The 18543-nt window shown below is 43.9% G+C and carries 1 protein-coding gene; it reads left to right on the plus strand.

Features of this window, described 5'->3' with window-relative positions; genetic code table 11:
• Positions 1 to 2 precede the first annotated feature (2 nt).
• Positions 3 to 18407, plus strand: coding sequence for a non-ribosomal peptide synthase/polyketide synthase (locus AB0756_RS03460; RefSeq protein ID WP_408103978.1), 18405 nt, complete (start codon positions 3 to 5; stop codon positions 18405 to 18407).
• The last annotated feature ends 136 nt before the right edge of the window (positions 18408 to 18543 follow it).

Here is an 18543-nt window from a genome sequence, read left to right on the forward strand (position 1 = left end):
GCATGACTAACAGCATTGTTGAATTTGTTCGTCACCTGACAAACTTAAGTATAGAACTAGAGGTAGATGGCAATCGCTTGCGCTGTCATGCACCTGAAGGGGCGTTAACTCCTACACTACGTCAAGAAATAGCTGCACGTAAAACAGAAATTATCCTGTTTTTACAGCAAGCAAAGCAGGTCAAAACATCTCATCAATTACCCATTCAAAGAGTATCGCGGGATGGTAAGCTACCCCTGTCTTTTGCTCAACAGCGACTCTGGTTTTTGCACCATTTGTCACCAGACAGTCGTTCTTATAATTTGCTCGATGCTCAAAGACTAAATGGGTCGCTGAATATAGTTGCACTAGAGCAGAGCTTGAGCGAACTCATTCGCCGCCATGAAATCTTAAGAACAACTTTTCCTATAGCAGACGGGCAACCCGTACAGGTGATTGGTCCCTCTGCCTTAACTTTGCCCGTCCATGATTTACGGGAATTGTCAGCCCAGGAGCAAACTTACCAAATCGGGCAAATAGCACAATCTTTTGCGTCCCACCCCTTCGATCTAGCTGTTGGGCCATTAATACAATTCGCTCTACTCCAACTCAACGAGCAGGAGTCTGTACTGCTGTTGAAGATGCACCACATCATCTACGATGGCTGGTCTTTGAACATCTTCAAAAATGATTTATCCCAACTGTATGCAGCTTTTACTCAAGGATTGACCAACCCACTACCAGAATTACCCATTCAGTATGCTGACTTTGCAGTTTGGCAACGTCAGTGGTTGACAGGCGAAGTTCTGGAACGCCAGATGAATTACTGGCAGCAAAAGTTAGCTGATGCCCCTGTTACAGTAGAATTACCTACTGATAAACCACGTCCTCCAGTTCAGACCTTCCGAGGTGGCATTGAGCGGTTTAAACTGGATCGCCTTCTTACAGAACGTCTCAAGCAGTTGAGCCAAGAGTCAGATGTAACCTTATTTATGACTCTACTGGCAGCTTTTTTGGTCTTACTCTCTCGTTACAGCGGTCAGTTAGATATTATTGTTGGCTCTCCCATAGCTAACCGCAACAACAAGAGCGTCGAGCAGCTCATAGGTTTTTTTGCTAATACTATAGCATTAAGGGGCGATCTATCTGGCAACCCCAGCTTTGCTGACTTCTTAGCGCAAGTGCGGCAAACCACATTATCAGCTTATGCCAATCAGGACTTGCCCTTTGAAATGTTGGTGGAAAAGCTGCAACCAGAACGAGATTTAAGCCGCAATCCCCTAGTACAAGTGATGTTTTCCCTACAGAATGCCTCACAGTCTTTTTGGGATTTGCCCGGTTTAACCTTCCAGAAAATGTCCTTGCCACTTGATGAAATGGTCAGGTTCGATCTTGAAGTCAACTACTGGGAAGTTTCAGGAGGTTTAGAAGGCGTATGGTCTTACAGTGCAGACTTATTTGATGCGGCAACCATTGCCCGCATAGCTCAAAACTTTCAAACTTTATTACAAGCTATTGTTGCCAATCCCAAAGCGCGAGTTGCAGAATTACCACTTTTGACCATCGCAGAACGTCATCAATTATTGGTGGAGTGGAACAGCGCTCAAGTAAACTATTCCCAGGATAAGTGTATCCATCAGTTATTTGAGGAGCAGGTTCAACGTACACCTGATGCAGTAGCAGTTGTGTTTGGTAATCAACAACTCACTTATCAGCAGTTGAATACTCGCGCTAATCAATTAGCGCATTACTTGCGGTCTTTGGGTGTGAAAGCCGATGTGCTGGTCGGGTTGTGTGTAGAGCGATCGCCCTTAACGATTGTGGGCATACTGGGGATTCTCAAGGCAGGTGGTGCTTATGTACCACTTGATTCAGAGTACCCGACTGAGCGTTTGAGCTTTATGTTAGAAGACGCTCAACTTTCAGTGCTATTAACCCAACAGCAATTAGTAGAGTCTGTTCCCAAACACCAGGCGCGTGTAGTTTGTTTGGATACCGACTGGGAAAAGATAGCGCAAAACAGCAACTCGAATCCTGCAAACACTGTAACACCAGATAACCTAACATACGTCATCTACACTTCCGGTTCCACAGGTAAGCCCAAAGGTGTTTTAGTGAATCACTCTAATGTCACTCGTCTGTTTGCCGCTACAGAAGCTTGGTATAAATTTAATTGCGATGACGTGTGGACAATGTTCCACTCCTACGCCTTTGACTTCTCCGTATGGGAAATTTGGGGTGCATTACTGTATGGTGGACGACTCGTAGTCGTGCCTTACTTGGTGACGCGATCGCCTGAATCTTTCTACCAGTTATTGTCTCAAGAAAAAGTTACAGTTCTCAATCAAACACCTTCCGCCTTCCGCCAGTTAATTCAAGCCGAACAATCAATGACAACGACTCGCGAGTTGAACTTGCGCCTGGTTATTTTTGGTGGAGAAGCCCTAGAACTGTTGAGTTTGCAACCTTGGTTTGAGCGACACGGCGACACAAGACCCCAATTGGTAAATATGTACGGGATTACAGAAACGACCGTACACGTTACCTATCGCCCATTGAGCAAAGCCGATTTGCACAGTACAGCCAGTGTCATCGGTCGTCCGATCCCCGACTTACAAGTGTATGTCCTCGATGAACATCTTCAACCAGTACCAATTGGTGTCGGAGGCGAAATGTATGTTGGTGGGGAAGGAGTGACGTGTGGCTATCTCAATCGTCCCGAACTGACACAGCAAAGGTTTATCTCTCATCCGTTTAGCAAAAACCCGCAAGCAAGACTATACAAAACAGGAGATAAGGCGCGATATTTGCCGAATGGAGAGCTAGAGTATTTAGGACGCATCGACAATCAAGTGAAGGTGCGGGGCTTCCGCATTGAGTTGGGAGAAATTGAGGCATTACTGGCAACTCATCGAGATGTGTGGGAAAACGTAGTGGTAGTGCGAGAGGATGAACCGGGCGATAAACGTTTGGTTGCTTATGCAGTCGTGAGTGATGAATCGCTTACGACTAACCAATTGCGTCAGTTTCTCAAGGCAAAACTTCCAGAGTACATGGTGCCAAGTGCTTTCGTCATCTTGGAGTCTTTACCGCTAACTCCCAACGGCAAAGTAGATCGTCGCGCCCTTCCCAAACCAGAGTTAGACAGTACGCGACTGGAAAAATATGTCGCCCCACGCACACCTGTTGAGGAAATACTGGCACAAATTTGGGCGCAAGTTCTCAAAGTAGAACAAGTGAGCATTCACAATAACTTCTTTGAATTAGGCGGACATTCTCTATTAGCAACGCAACTGGTTTCACGCATCCGCAACATTTTTACAGTAGAACTACCATTGCGAGAGTTATTTGCTGCCGCTACAGTTGCTGAATTAGCTCAATCGATCGCGCAATTACAGCAACAGAATTTAGAACTTCATACACCACCTATTGTACCTAGGTCAGAAAATACTGAATTACCACTGTCGTTTGCTCAACAGCGTCTTTGGTTTTTAGACCAGTTACAACCAAATAGTTCTTTTTATAATATACCTATAGCGTTGCGTATTCTGGGAACGCTCAATCAAGTTGCTTTAGAACAAAGCTTACAAGAAATCATTGCTCGTCACGAAGCTTTACGCACCAACTTCATCGTCATTGATGGAAAACCAACTCAAATTATTCAACAACAGACGAATTGGACTGTTAATTTTGTCCAGTTGCAACATTTAACAAACAGTGAAAAAGAAATTGCCGCACAGCAATTAGCGCAACAACAAGCGATTCAAGCGTTTGACTTGGAACACGGAGCGTTAGTTAGGGCAACATTGGTAGTGCTGTCCGAGACAGAACATGTTTTATTGCTGTGTATGCACCACATTGTCTCTGATGGCTGGTCAATGAGCGTGTTGATCGAAGAACTAGCATCGCTCTACAATGCTTATTCAACAGGTCAGCCGTCACCCTTAGCACCGCTATCTGTACAGTATGCAGATTTCGCCTTATGGCAGAGACATTGGTTGCAAGGGAATGTATTGCAAAGTCAACTCTCGTACTGGCAGCAACAACTAGCAAATGCACCAACTTTATTGCCCCTACCCACAGATAGACCCAGACCTGCTGTGCAGACTTTCTCTGGGGCATATCAAGAATTTCCACTATCAGTTGAGTTAACTAATAGATTGGTAAAACTAAGTCAGGAGCAGGGAGCCACCTTGTTCATGACGTTGTTGGCAGCATTTGATACACTACTTTATCGTTACACGGGACAAGAAGATATATTGGTGGGGTCTCCCATCGCTAACCGCGATCGCTCTGAAATCGAAGGGTTAATTGGTTTTTTTGTCAATACCTTGGTCCTGCGTACTGACTTGGCAGGCGATCCGAGCTTTAGCGAATTATTGGATCGTGTTAGAAACATGGCAATGCAGGCATATACTCATCAGGACTTACCTTTTGAAATGCTACTCGAAGCATTGCAGCCAGGACGGGATCTGGGCCATACACCACTGTTCCAGGTGATGTTTTCACTCCAGAATAATTCTCTATCTGAATTGGAGTTAGCTGGATTAACTGTTAATCACCTAAAAGTAAAAGGTATAACTGCCAAGTTCGATTTAACTTTATTAATGCAGAAGACCTCCAATGGACTAGTAGGTGTGTGGGAGTACAACACTGATTTGTTTAATGCTAATACCATTGAGCGCATGACGGGTCATTTTTTGACATTACTTGAGGGTATTATCGCTAACCCACAACAGAAAATTTCCCAACTACCCCTACTGACACCATCTGAGCAACAGCAATTACTTGTCGAGTGGAACGATACAAGTGTTAATTATCCCCTAGATAAGTGCATTCATCAGTTGTTTGAGGAACAGGTTGACCGTATCCCTGATGCTGTAGCAGTTGTATTTGAAAAGCAACAACTTACCTATCACCAGTTAAATTGCCGTGCTAACCAGTTGGCACATTACCTCAAGTCTTTGGGAGTAGGAGCAGATGTACTGGTGGGTATTTGTGTGGAACGCTCAATAGAAATGGTCGTGGGACTATTAGGCATTCTCAAGGCGGGTGGAGCATATTTACCACTTGACCCCGAGTACCCAACCGAGCGTTTGCACTTTATGCTCGAAGATGCTCAAGCTCCAGTATTGTTGACCCAGCAGCGACTTGTTGATAGACTAGCTCAGCAGAAAACACAGATTGTCTGTTTGGATACTAAGGCTGAGATAATTTCTCAGTTCAGTCAGGACAATCCAATCCCTGAGACACAAGCAACTCATTTAGCTTATACAATTTATACCTCTGGTTCTACAGGTCAACCTAAGGGAGTGCTGATTGCTCATCAAGGGTTGTTAAATTTGGTGTTCTGGCACCAACGCGCCTTTGAAATCACTTCCTCAGACAAAGCTACTCAGCTAGCAGGAACAGCATTCGACGCTGCGGTTTGGGAATTATGGCCTTACCTCACCGCAGGAGCAACCATCTACTTAGTCAAATCTCAACTGCTTAGTTCCCTAGAAAATCTACGAGACTGGCTGATTTCCAACAAGATTACTATCAGTTTCCTGCCAACACCACTAGCTCAGGAATTCTTGTCTTTGGCATGGCCAACTGAAGGTTTGGCTTTACGAACTATCCTAACTGGTGGAGATAAGCTTCATCAATATCCATCAGAGTTAATTCCCTTCCAAGTCGTGAATAATTATGGTCCAACCGAGAATACTGTTGTTACAACTTCTGGGCTGGTAGTTGCCAAAGAACAAGAGCAGATATCACCAAGCATTGGGAAAGCGATCGCTAATACAAAAGTCTACATTCTAGATCGTAATTTACAACCAGTACCCGTGGGTGTGCCGGGAGAGTTGCATATTGGTGGCGTGGGGCTAGCAAGAGGCTACCTCAATCGTGACGAACTGACTCAGGAAAGATTTATTAACAACCCTTTTGACAATTCAAAATTATATAAAACAGGGGACTTGGCACGTTATTTACCAGATGGCAATATTGAATACTTAGGACGTATTGACAATCAAGTAAAAATACGCGGATTCCGCATTGAGCTGGGAGAAATTGAAGCCGCACTCAGTCAAAATAGCCATGTGCAAGCATCTTGTGTCATTCCCCGTGAAGATACCAGATCTGATAAATACCTAGTCGCCTACATAGTGCCACATCAAGACTCTACACCCACAATTAGCGAACTACGGCAGTACCTAAAAACAAAACTCCCAGAGTACATGGTGCCAAGTGCTTTCGTCATCTTGGAGTCCTTACCGCTAACTCCCAACGGCAAAGTAGACCGTCGCGCTTTGCCCAAACCAGAGTTAGACAGCACGCGACTAGAAAAGTATGTCGCCCCACGCACACCTGTGGAGGAAATACTGGTACAAATTTGGGCACAGGTGTTAAAAGTAGAGGCAGTGGGGATTTATGATAACTTCTTTGAACTTGGCGGACATTCGCTACTAGCAACGCAACTAGTTTCACGCATCCGCAACATTTTCAAAGTGGAACTACCATTACGAGAGTTGTTTGCAAAAGCAACAGTTGCCGAATTAGCACAATCGATCGGGCAATTACAACAACAAAACAAAGAACTGATTTCCCCACCGATTTTAAGACGGGCAAAAGATGCAGAATTACCACTATCATTTGCTCAAACACGGATGTGGTTTTTAGACCAGTTCGAGCCGAACACTGCCTTATACAATATCCCCATAGCTTTACGTATTGTTGGGACTCTCAATCAATCTGCCTTGGAACAAAGCTTACAAGAAATAATTGCTCGCCACGAAGCCTTACGCACCAACTTCATTGCAGTTGATGGACAGCTAACTCAAATTATTCAAACGCAAAGGAATTGGACAGTATCAGTTGTTGATTTACAGCATTTATCTACAGCCGAACAAGAAATAGCTGCACAACAATTAGCGCAACAACACGCTACTCAAACGTTTGAATTGGCAACACAAGCATTAGTTCGAGCAACATTAATAGTCCTATCCGAGACAGAACACGCCTTATTAGTGTGTATGCACCACATTGTCTCGGATGGCTGGTCAATGGGTGTATTTGTTCAAGAACTCGCATCGCTGTACACTGCTTATTCTCAAGGTCAGCTTTCACCCTTAACGCCACTACCAATTCAGTATGCAGACTTTGCGCTCTGGCAGCGACAGTGGTTGCAAGGTAATGTATTGCAAAGCCAATTGGATTATTGGCAAAAACAATTGGCAGATGCACCAACTTTATTAACACTGCCCGCAGACAGACCTAGACCTGCTGTGCAAACCTTTGCTGGCACATATCAAAAGTTTGCACTCTCTGTTGAGTTAACTCAAAAACTGAAAAAACTCAGCCAAGAGCAAGGAGTAACCTTGTTCATGACACTGTTGGCAGCATTTGATACTTTACTTTATCGCTATACAGGACAAGAAGATATTTTAGTTGGCTCACCGATTGCCAACCGAGATCGCTCTGAATTAGAAGGGTTAATTGGCTTTTTTGTCAATACACTAGTATTACGTACTCATGTCTCAGGCAATCCTAGCTTTAGCGAGTTACTAGCTCGTGTGCGGGAAATGGCTCTAGACGCCTATGCTCATCAGGATTTACCTTTTGAAATGCTAGTAGAGGCTTTGCAGCCAGAACGAGATCTCAGCCATGCGCCTCTGTTTCAGGTAATGTTTGTACTTAATAATAATTCTCAATATCAATTAGATTTGGCTGGGTTAACTGTCAGTCCATTGGCGGTAGAGAGTGGAACGGCCAAATTTGATTTAACTTTAGGAATGGAGAACACGCCTACCGGACTGGTCGGTGCGTGGGAATACAACACTGATTTATTTGATGCTTCCACCATTAAGCGATTGACCGATCGTTTTGTCACATTGCTCGAAGGTATTGTTGCTAACCCCCAAGAGCGAATTTCCCAATTACCTTTACTGACAACGACCGAGCAACAACAGTTATTAGTGGAGTGGAATAATACTCAGGCAGATTACCCTGAGAATAAGTGCATCCATCAGTTATTTGAGGAGCAGGTTGAACGTACTCCGGATGCAGTAGCAGTTGTGTTTGAAGGCGAACAATTGACCTACGAGCAGTTGAACACTCGTGCTAATCAATTGGCGCATGACTTGCGGTCTTTGGGTGTAAAACCAAATGTGCTTGTAGGTGTTTGTGTCGATCGCTCCATAGAAATGGTTGTAGGGTTACTGAGTATTCTCAAGGCGGGTGGGGCTTATGTGCCACTCGATCCTGAGTATCCTACTGAGCGTCTGCGCTTCATGTTAGAAGATGCTCAAGTTTCAGTGTTGCTTACGCAACAGCATCTAAGTAAGAAACTACTCGAGCATCAAGCTCGCATTGTCTATTTGGATACTGGAGCTTGCGAGTTTGCCCAGACCAGCGAAATTCCTAACGTCAGCGAAGTAACGTCATCAAACCTAGCTTATGTACTTTATACCTCCGGTTCTACAGGTAGACCAAAAGCAGTTGCTATCGAGCATCGCAGTCCTGTGGCTTTGGTGAGTTGGGCAAAAGAGATTTTTACAAAAGAAGAACTTGCTGGTGTCTTAGCTTCTACCTCTATTTGTTTTGACCTGTCGGTTTTTGAGTTGTTTGTGACTCTTAGCGTAGGTGGAAAAGTCATCTTAGCTCAAAATGCTTTGCACTTATCCACTCTAACTGCTGCCAACCAAGTCACTCTGATTAATACCGTTCCTTCTGCGATCGCACAGTTAATTCAAGATGATAATCTACCACAGCAAGTACGCACAGTTAATTTAGCTGGTGAACCTCTGCAAAATCAACTTGTGCAGCAAATTTATCAGCGCAGTCAAGTCAAGCGTGTATTCAATCTCTATGGTCCCTCAGAAGACACCACTTACTCAACATATAGCTTGGTAGAACAAGGCGCAACCACTTCACCAACCATCGGTCGCCCAATTTCTAACACGCAAATCTATATTCTTGACCAATATCTACAGCCAGTTCCCATAGGTATTCCAGGAGAGTTACACATTGGTGGTGCGGGATTGGCACGCGGCTACCTCAATCGGCCAGAATTAACACAAGAAAAATTCATTCCTAACCTCTTTAATACTGACCGCCTCTACAAAACTGGAGATTTAGCACGTTATTTACCAGATGGTAACATTGAATACCTAGGACGTATCGATAATCAAGTAAAAATTCGTGGCTTCCGCATCGAGTTGGGAGAAGTTGAAGCAGTATTGAGCCAACATAGCGATGTGCAAGCATCTTGTATCATCGCCCGTGAAGACACTCCTGGCGATAAACGCCTAGTTGCTTATGTAGTACCGAAGCAAGGCTTTGCACCCTCTATAAGCCAGTTGCGCTCCTTTCTCTCTGAGCAACTGCCGCAGTATATGGTGCCACATACTTTCGTCATCCTAGAGTTTTTACCCTTAACTCCCAACGGCAAGATAGACCGTCGCGCTTTGCCTGAACCAAACTCACACGGGTTAGTAGAACAAAGTTTTGTAGCCCCACGCAATCATATTGAAGAAATACTAACGCAGATTTGGGCAGAAGTTCTGAGAGTCAAACAAGTAGGTATTCATGATAACTTCTTTGAACTCGGTGGAGATTCCATCCTCAGTATTCAAATTCTTGCCAAAGCAAAGCAAGCAGGGTTGCAACTGACCCTCAAGCAACTGTTTGGAAATCAAACGATCGCGCAGTTGGCAGCAGTAGCAGGTACAGTGAAAGCGATCGAGGTAGAACAAGGATTAATCACAGGTACATTACCTCTTACACCAATTCAACACTGGTTCTTTGAGCAAAATCTCTCCCAACCGCACCACTTTAATCAAGCATTTCTGCTCTCAGTACCATCTGACCTCAAGCCAGAGCTATTAAAGCAAGCCTTGCAACAATTGCTCGTACATCATGATGCTCTACGCTTGTGTTTTACACAGTCTGAGTTTACTTGGCAACAAATTCACTCTACTCCGAATGATAACGTTGCTTTCTCTCAGATAGACTTATCGGCACTTCCAGAGAGCGAACAACAAGCAGCAATTGAAGCTAACGCCGCTTCCCTTCAAGCAAGTTTAAATCTATCAGAAAATTTAGTGCAGGTTGCCTTTTTCGCTCTGGGTATTGACAAAAGGGCGCGATTATTCATAGCAATTCACCACTTGGTGATTGATGGTGTTTCTTGGCGGATTTTATTAGAAGATTTGCAAACAGCTTACCAGCAACTTGCTCAAGGTCAAGCAATTGTGCTTCCTGCGAAGACAACATCTTTCAAGGATTGGTCTTACAAATTAACAGAATATGCACAGTCAGAAACTCTCAAATCTGAGGTTGTTTATTGGCTAAACGAATCTCGTTCCTCAGTTCCTTCTATTCCAATTGACTGTATGCGAGGAATAAACACTGTTGCATCTACCAGCACGGTATTAGTGTCGTTAAATGAGATTGAAACTCTTGCTTTACTGCAAGATGTGCCAAAAGCTTACAACACTCAAATTAACGATGTCCTCCTAACTGCTTTGGTACTGGTTTTAAGAAGATGGACAAATTCTAACCGTGCGCTGTTCAACCTAGAAGGTCATGGGCGGGAAGATATTATTGATGGTGTGGATTTGTCACGTACTGTCGGTTGGTTTACAACCATCTTCCCCGTGCTTGTGGAACTAGAAGCAACAGAAAATCCGGTGGATGCTTTAAAATCTGTCAAAGAACAACTGCGTGCTATTCCTAACAAAGGCATTGGCTACGGGTTATTGCGTTATCTGAGCCAAGATTCAGAAATCGTTACTAAACTACAGGCGTTCCCACCAGCCCAAATTAGCTTCAATTATTTGGGTCAATTCGATAGAGTTCTGAACACATCTACTTGGATGCAGTTAGCTAATGAATCTGCTGGAGTTGAGCATAGTTTAAACAATAACCGCGCTCATTTAATAGACATCAGCAGTATCATTTCCGAAGAACGACTCCAAATAAATTGGATTTACAGCAAAAATGTCCATCAACACGCGACAATTGAGAATTTAGCACGAGAATTTGTCAAAACATTACAAGAACTCATTGCCTATTGTTTAGATCCCCAAAATGGCGGTTACACACCTTCTGATTTCCCACTCATTAAGCTTAACCAACGAAAACTAGACCAACTGTTAGTAAGCCCAGCATTGAAACAAGGACTGGAACAAACTCACTGGCAAAACATTGAGGATATTTATCCGCTCTCTCCCATGCAACAGGGTATGTTGTTTGAGAGTTTGTATGCTCCAGACTCAGGAGTCTATTTCGAGCAGGTCATTTGCACTCTGACAGGGAATTTGGATGTCAAAGCATTTGAAAAAGCTTGGCAGCAGTTGGTAGCGAGGCATTCAATTTTGCGGACTGGTTTTGTTTGGGAGCAATTGTCCCAGCCACTGCAAGTTGTGTATCGGCAAGTCAAAGTTACTGTAGAGGTTTATAACTGGCAAGAGCTATCTGCACGAGAACAGCAACAGCAATTAGAGCTTTTCTTAAAGTCACAGCGACAACAAGGTTTTCAACTGTCTGTTGCACCACTTATGCGCTTGTATCTGATTCAGTTGAGTACTGATAGCTATCAATTCGTTTGGAGTCATCATCATCTATTGCTTGATGGTTGGTCGTTACCTTTGGTTTTCAAAGACTTGCTGTATTTTTATCAAGCAATTTCTCAGGGTGAAAGTTTACACTATCAATCAACTCCAAACTACCGCAACTATATTGCTTGGCTACAGAAACAAGATTTAACTCTAGCTGAAAAATTCTGGAGGCAAAAACTTCAAGGTTTTACCGCCCCCACTCCTTTAGCGGTGGATAAACTATTGCCAAACCGGGAAAATGGCAACATTGGCTACAGCGAACAGCAAATTCATTTAACAGTACCAGCAACAGCCGCAGTTGGGTCTTTTGCACGACAGCATCAATTGACAATTAGTAATTTAATACAGGCAGTTTGGGCAATACTACTGTGTCGTTACAGCCAAGAAACAGATGTCGTGTTTGGCGCGACTGTGTCTGGGCGTCCGCCATCGCTTATGGGTATTGAGTCGATGGTAGGGCTATTTATCAACACGTTACCAGTGCGAGTTCAAGTTTCAGCAAATACTCAATTACTAGATTTGCTAAAGGATTTACAGGCGCAACAAGTTGAGTCTGAGCAATACTCATACAGTTCGCTAGCAGATATTCAAGGTCTTAGCGAAGTTCCCAGAGAAATGTCTTTGTTCGAGAGTCTTGTTGTTTTCGAGAACTATCCTGTTGATGCAACAATGCGATCGCACAATTACGGTTTCGACCTAGAGAATATTCACGGCATTGAACAAACTAATTATCCCCTAACTTTAGTTGCGATCGCCCGCGAACAATTGTTGGTAAAAATTAGCTACGATACCAGTCGCTTTGATGATGCAACGATTGCTCGAATGTTGGGTCATTTTCAAACATTGCTTGAAGGTATTATTGCTAACCCAGAGCAGCACTTAGCACAATTGCCCTTGCTGACACCATCCGAGCAACAGCAGTTAATTTTCGAGTGGAACGATACCAGCCTTGCTTATTCTGTAGATAAGTGCATTCATCAGTTATTTGAGGAGCAGGTAAGGCGTACACCAAATGCTGTAGCGGTTGTATATGAAAATCAACAACTTACATATTGGGAATTAAACTGTCGTGCTAACCAGTTAGCTCACTACTTACGCTCCTTGGGCGTGGGAGCCGATGCACTTGTTGGTTTGTGTGTGGAACGCTCAATAGAAATGGTCGTGGGACTACTAGGCATTCTCAAAGCGGGTGGGGCTTATGTACCTTTAGACCCAACATATCCCCAAGAACGCTTGGCTTATATGCTAAATGATTCACAAGTGCGGGTATTGTTGAGTCAAGAGAAATTACTCGCTGAGCTACCAGAACATGGGGCGTGTGTAGTCTGCTTGGATACAGATTGGGAAAGTATATCTACTAGAAGTAAAGATAATCCCACTAGTGATTCGATCGCTAATAACTTAGCTTATGTTATATACACATCAGGCTCTACAGGTAAGCCCAAAGGCGTATTAGTGAATCACTCTAATGTCACTCGTCTGTTTGCCGCTACAGAAGCTTGGTATAAATTTAATTGCGATGACGTGTGGACAATGTTCCACTCCTACGCCTTTGACTTCTCCGTATGGGAAATTTGGGGTGCATTGCTCTATGGTGGACGACTGGTAGTCGTGCCTTATTTGGTGACGCGATCGCCTGAATCTTTCTACCAGTTATTGTGTCAAGAAAAAGTTACAGTTCTCAATCAAACACCTTCCGCTTTCCGCCAGTTAATCCAAGCCGAACAATCAATGATAACGACTCGCGAGTTAAACTTGCGCCTGGTTATTTTTGGTGGAGAAGCTTTAGAACTGTTGAGTTTGCAACCTTGGTTTGAGCGACACGGCGACACAAGACCCCAATTGGTAAATATGTACGGGATTACAGAAACAACCGTACACGTTACCTATCGCCCATTGAGCAAAGCCGATTTGCAGGGTACAGCCAGTGTTATCGGTCGTCCGATCCCCGACTTACAAGTATATGTCCTAGATGAAAATCTTCAACCAGTACCAATTGGTGTTGGGGGCGAAATGTACGTTGGTGGGGAAGGGGTAGCGCGTGGCTATCTCAATCGTCCCGAACTCACACAACAAAGGTTTATTTCTCATCCGTTTAGCAAAAACCCGCAAGCAAGACTATACAAAACAGGAGATAAGGCGCGATATTTGCCGAATGGAGAGCTAGAGTATTTAGGACGCATCGACAATCAAGTGAAGGTGCGGGGCTTCCGCATTGAGTTGGGAGAAATTGAGGCATTACTGGCAACTCATCGAGATGTATGGGAAAACGTAGTAGTAGTGCGAGAGGACGAACCGGGCGATAAACGTTTGGTTGCTTATGTAGTATCACAGCAGGAACAATCTCTTACAACCCCAGAATTGCGTCGCTTCCTTAGCAACCAACTGCCAAGCTACATGGTGCCAAGTGCTTTTGTACAGTTAGCATCTCTACCACTGACAGCAAATGGTAAAATAGATCGTCGCGCTTTAAGAGCACCTGATAATGCCAGACCAGAACTAGAAGATGTGTTTGTCGCGCCCAGCACGAGAGAAGAAAAAATATTAGCTGCTATTTGGGCTAAAGTTCTCGGTGTCGGGCAAGTCGGTATTCATGATAACTACTTTGCTTTAGGTGGAGATTCTATTCGTAGCATTCAAGTGCTGTCTGAAGCTAAAGAACAAGGTTTGGGTATCTCTCTTGCACAGCTATTCCAACATCAAACAATTCATGCGCTAGTTCAAGAACTCAAAACCCAAGCGCAGAACCTTACACAATTATCATCAACTCAACCATTTAGCTTAATTGCGATCGCTGATAAAGAACACTTACCTGATGGTGTAGAAGATGCCTATCCCCTTGCGATGCTGCAAATGGGAATGCTCTACCACAGTGAGTACAACAAAGATAGCGCATTATATCACGAAATTAGCAGCTTTTATCTCAAAACTCGTCTTGATGTTCGACTTTTGCAGGTCGCTGTCCGAGATTTAGTCAGTCATCATGCTTTACTGCGGACTTCATTCGACCTAAGTAACTTCAGTATTCCGTTGCAATTAGTTCACCAGCAAGTTGAGCTTCCCTTGCAGGTAGAGGATTGGTGTCACTTGAATCATTCCCAGCAAGAAGAAGCCCTAACTGCTTGGTTTGAAGCCGAAAAGAAACGGCATTTTGATTGGACTCAACCTCCTCTATTACGCTTTGTTGTTCATCGTCGTACACGGGAGACATTTAATCTCACGTTGAGTTGCCACCACGCTATTTTAGACGGGTGGAGTGTTTCCTCAATGATGACTGAGTTGTTTAGTCGTTATTTATCACTTTTAGGCGAACAAGCCGATCGTGTATCGCCACCATTAAGTATTGCATACCGAGATTTTGTCGCTTTAGAGCAACAAGCGATCGTTTCATCGTCAACTCAGCAATACTGGAATGAGAAGCTACAAAACAGCACTTTCACTAAAATACTTCGCTGGTCTTCTGTACCAACAAATACTAATGTTATAGAAGTTGGCGTACAAGACGTAACTTTATCTCCACAAATTTCTGAAAGCTTAAAACAACTGGCTCAATCCGCAGAAGTTCCACTTAAGAGTGTGCTGTTGGCTGCTCATCTGCGAGTGTTAAGTCTTCTGGGCGGTCAGTCAGACGTACTAACAGGTTTAGTCGCAAACGGGCGACCCGAACAAAGTGATGGCGAGCGAGTCCTGGGACTATTCCTCAATACTTTGCCATTCCGCCTGGAATTGACTGGAGGGAGATGGATAGAGTTAGTACAGCAAGTGTTTGCCGCCGAACGAGAAATGTTACCGCACCGCCGCTATCCACTAGCAGAAATCCAAAGGAATTTGGGTGATGAGCCTTTATTTGAGACGGCGTTTAACTTTGTGCATTTTCATGTCTACCAACAGGTGTTGGAACTGGATAATTTGCAACTACTGGGTGTGAAATTTTTTGAACAAACCAATTTCACGTTTGCTGCTCAATTTAGTGTGAATCCAAAGTCATCTGAGGTAGAACTACGACTTCAGTACGATGCGTTAAAGTTATGCCCCGAACAAATCAATAGAATTGGCGAATACTATCTCAACGCTTTAGTAGCAATGGCAAACCAGCCACAAGGGCGCTACGAGTTGCAATCTCTTATTTCCGAACACGAGCAACACCAGTTATTAGTTGAATGGAACCACACTCAAGCAGATGACTCTCAAGATAAGTGTATCCATGAGTTATTTGCAGCGCAGGTTGAGCGTACCCCGGATGCAGTAGCAGTGGTCTGTAACGATCGCCAATTGACCTACCAGCAGTTGAACACTCGTGCCAATCAATTAGCACATTACTTGCGCTCATTGGGTGTGGGGGCAAATGTACTGGTTGGGTTGTGTATAGAACGTTCGTTAGAGATGTTGGTGGGACTGCTTGGCATTCTTAAAGCAGGTGGAGCTTGTGTACCCCTTGACCCAGACTATCCCCAAGACCGCTTGAGTTTTATATTAGAAGATACTCAAGTTGCGGTGCTAGTAACCCAGCAGCACCTTGTAGAAAGACTGCCTGAGTATCAAACGCAACTTGTTCGTTTGGATACCAATAAGCATCTCATCTCCAAGCAGAGCCAGGAAAATCCCATTAGTGTTGTACAAGCAGCTAACTTGGCTTATGTAATTTATACCTCTGGTTCTACAGGCAGACCTAAAGGAGTTATGGTTTCACATGGTGCGATCGCCAACCACTGCTGTATTATGCAAGAGGTTTTTGCACTTAGGCCAAGCGATCGCGTGCTCCAGTTTGCCTCAATCAACTTCGATCCCTCATGGGAGCAGATATTTCCTACACTGATGGTTGGCGCGACCTTGTTGGTTCGAGGTGCGGATGTATGGACTCCAACAAAGTTACATCAAATAATTTCCGATTTTGGACTTACTGTCGTTAATCTTCCAACGGCTTATTGGCAACAATTAGCTCAAGAGTGGGCGACAACACAAGTGCGAGATGGGAGCAGTCAACTGAGACTTGTAATTGTTGGTGGAGAAGCGATGTTGCCTAAATACGTTGCTGTTTGGCAACAGATCCCAATGTCTGATGTTCGTTTGGTCAATGCTTATGGTCCCACAGAAGCAACTATCACAGCAACCCTGTTTGAAATTCCCCCTCACTTCGGTGAAGACACCAATCTCACCACAGTTCCTGTTGGTCGTCCTTTAATTAACAAAACTGTATACATTCTCGATCCTCACCTACAACCAGTACCTGTGGGTGTGCCAGGAGAGTTGTATATTGGTGGTAACTGTTTGGCACAAGGCTACCTTAACCTTCCAGAATTGACCAAAGAGAAATTCATTCCCAACCCGTTTAGCACCGATCAAAATTCCCGCTTGTACAAAACAGGGGATTTAGCACGCTATTTACCAAATGGCAACATTGAATACCTGGGACGCATTGATAATCAAGTCAAAATTCGGGGCTTTCGGATCGAGTTAGGTGAGATCGAAGCAGTACTAAGCCAACATGACGGTGTGCAACTATGCTGTGTCATCATCCGTGAAGATACCCCAGGCGATAAAAGCTTAGTCGCTTACATTGTGCCACAACAAGAGGTGACACTGACAAACAGAGAACTGCGACAATACCTGAAAACAAAGGTGCCAGAGTACATGATACCTAATGCTTTTGTTTTCCTAAAAGAACTGCCATTAACTACTCACAGCAAAATAGACCGCCGTGCTTTACCTGTACCTTCTAGCACCAGTAATTCTGATAGATTCGTTGCACCTCGCAACCACTTAGAACTGCAACTCACTCAACTCTGGTTAAAGATTCTTAAAATTGACAAGGTAGGAGTACAAGATAACTTTTTTGACCTCGGTGGTCATTCGCTTGTAGCTCTCCACTTAATGGCGCAAATTAAACAGCAGCTTGGTAAAGATATTCCCTTAGCAACCTTCTTGCAGAATCCCACTATCGAACAGTTGGCGACAATTGTCCAAAAAGATTTGAATGACTCTAGTGAATCTTGTTTGGTAGCAATTCAACCAAATGGTTCTCAGCCACCTTTGTTTTGCCTTCCAGGAGCTGGTGGAACTCCTTTCTACTTGTATAATTTAGCTCGTTGTCTGGGACAAGACCAACCATTTTACAGTTTCCAAGCCAATAGCTTTGCAGTTCTCACTAAAGTTGAGGATATAGCCACCCATTACGTTCAAGCACTACAAGATATTCAACCACAAGGACCATATTTTTTAGCAGGTCATTCTTTTGGAGGGAAAATAGCCTTTGAAATGGCTCAACAGTTACTTCACAAGGGACATGAAGTTGCTCTAGTTGCCATTCTTGACAGTACAGCACCGTTTTACCAAGAAAAGCCAATAGGTTTTGATTGGGATGATGCTAGATGGCTGGCTGAGTTTGCCAGATCGATAGAACGTTTCTTAGCGAAGAACTTGGAGATTTCTGACGATACTTTTCAATCTTTGGTTTGGGAGGAGCAACTAAAATACGTTCTACAGCGTTTAAAAATGGTTGATATTCTGCCTCCCGATGCTGATATTATACAGCTTAACAATCTAGTGCAAGTTCTGAAAACTAACTCTCTCATGAATTATGTACCACAACAGGTTTATCCAACACAAATTGCTTTGTTACGCTCCAGCGAAACTTCTGTTGAAGAACCTATAGGTGAATTACCTTCCGATCTCTTGCAAGATTCGGCATGGGGCTGGAATAAGTTTTCTGTTGCACCAGTGGATGTCCAGTTTGTCCCTGGCAACCATACCACGATGATGACTCAACCTTACGTTCGGGTTTTAGCCGAACGGTTAAAAGCTTTTATTGAGCAAGCCAAAATCTAATTGCCAATATGCTTACTAAGAGATTGTTTGAAAAGTGCTTGGCTGTGATTTTAGGTACTCAGCGATCCCCCCTAGCCCCCCTTAAAAAGGGGGGAAAATACTCTTAAAGTCCCCCTTGAAAAGGGGGATTTAGGGG

Source organism: Tolypothrix campylonemoides VB511288_2, from assembly GCF_045999855.1.
Classification (GTDB): Bacteria; Cyanobacteriota; Cyanobacteriia; order Cyanobacteriales; family Nostocaceae; genus Scytonema; species Scytonema bouteillei_A.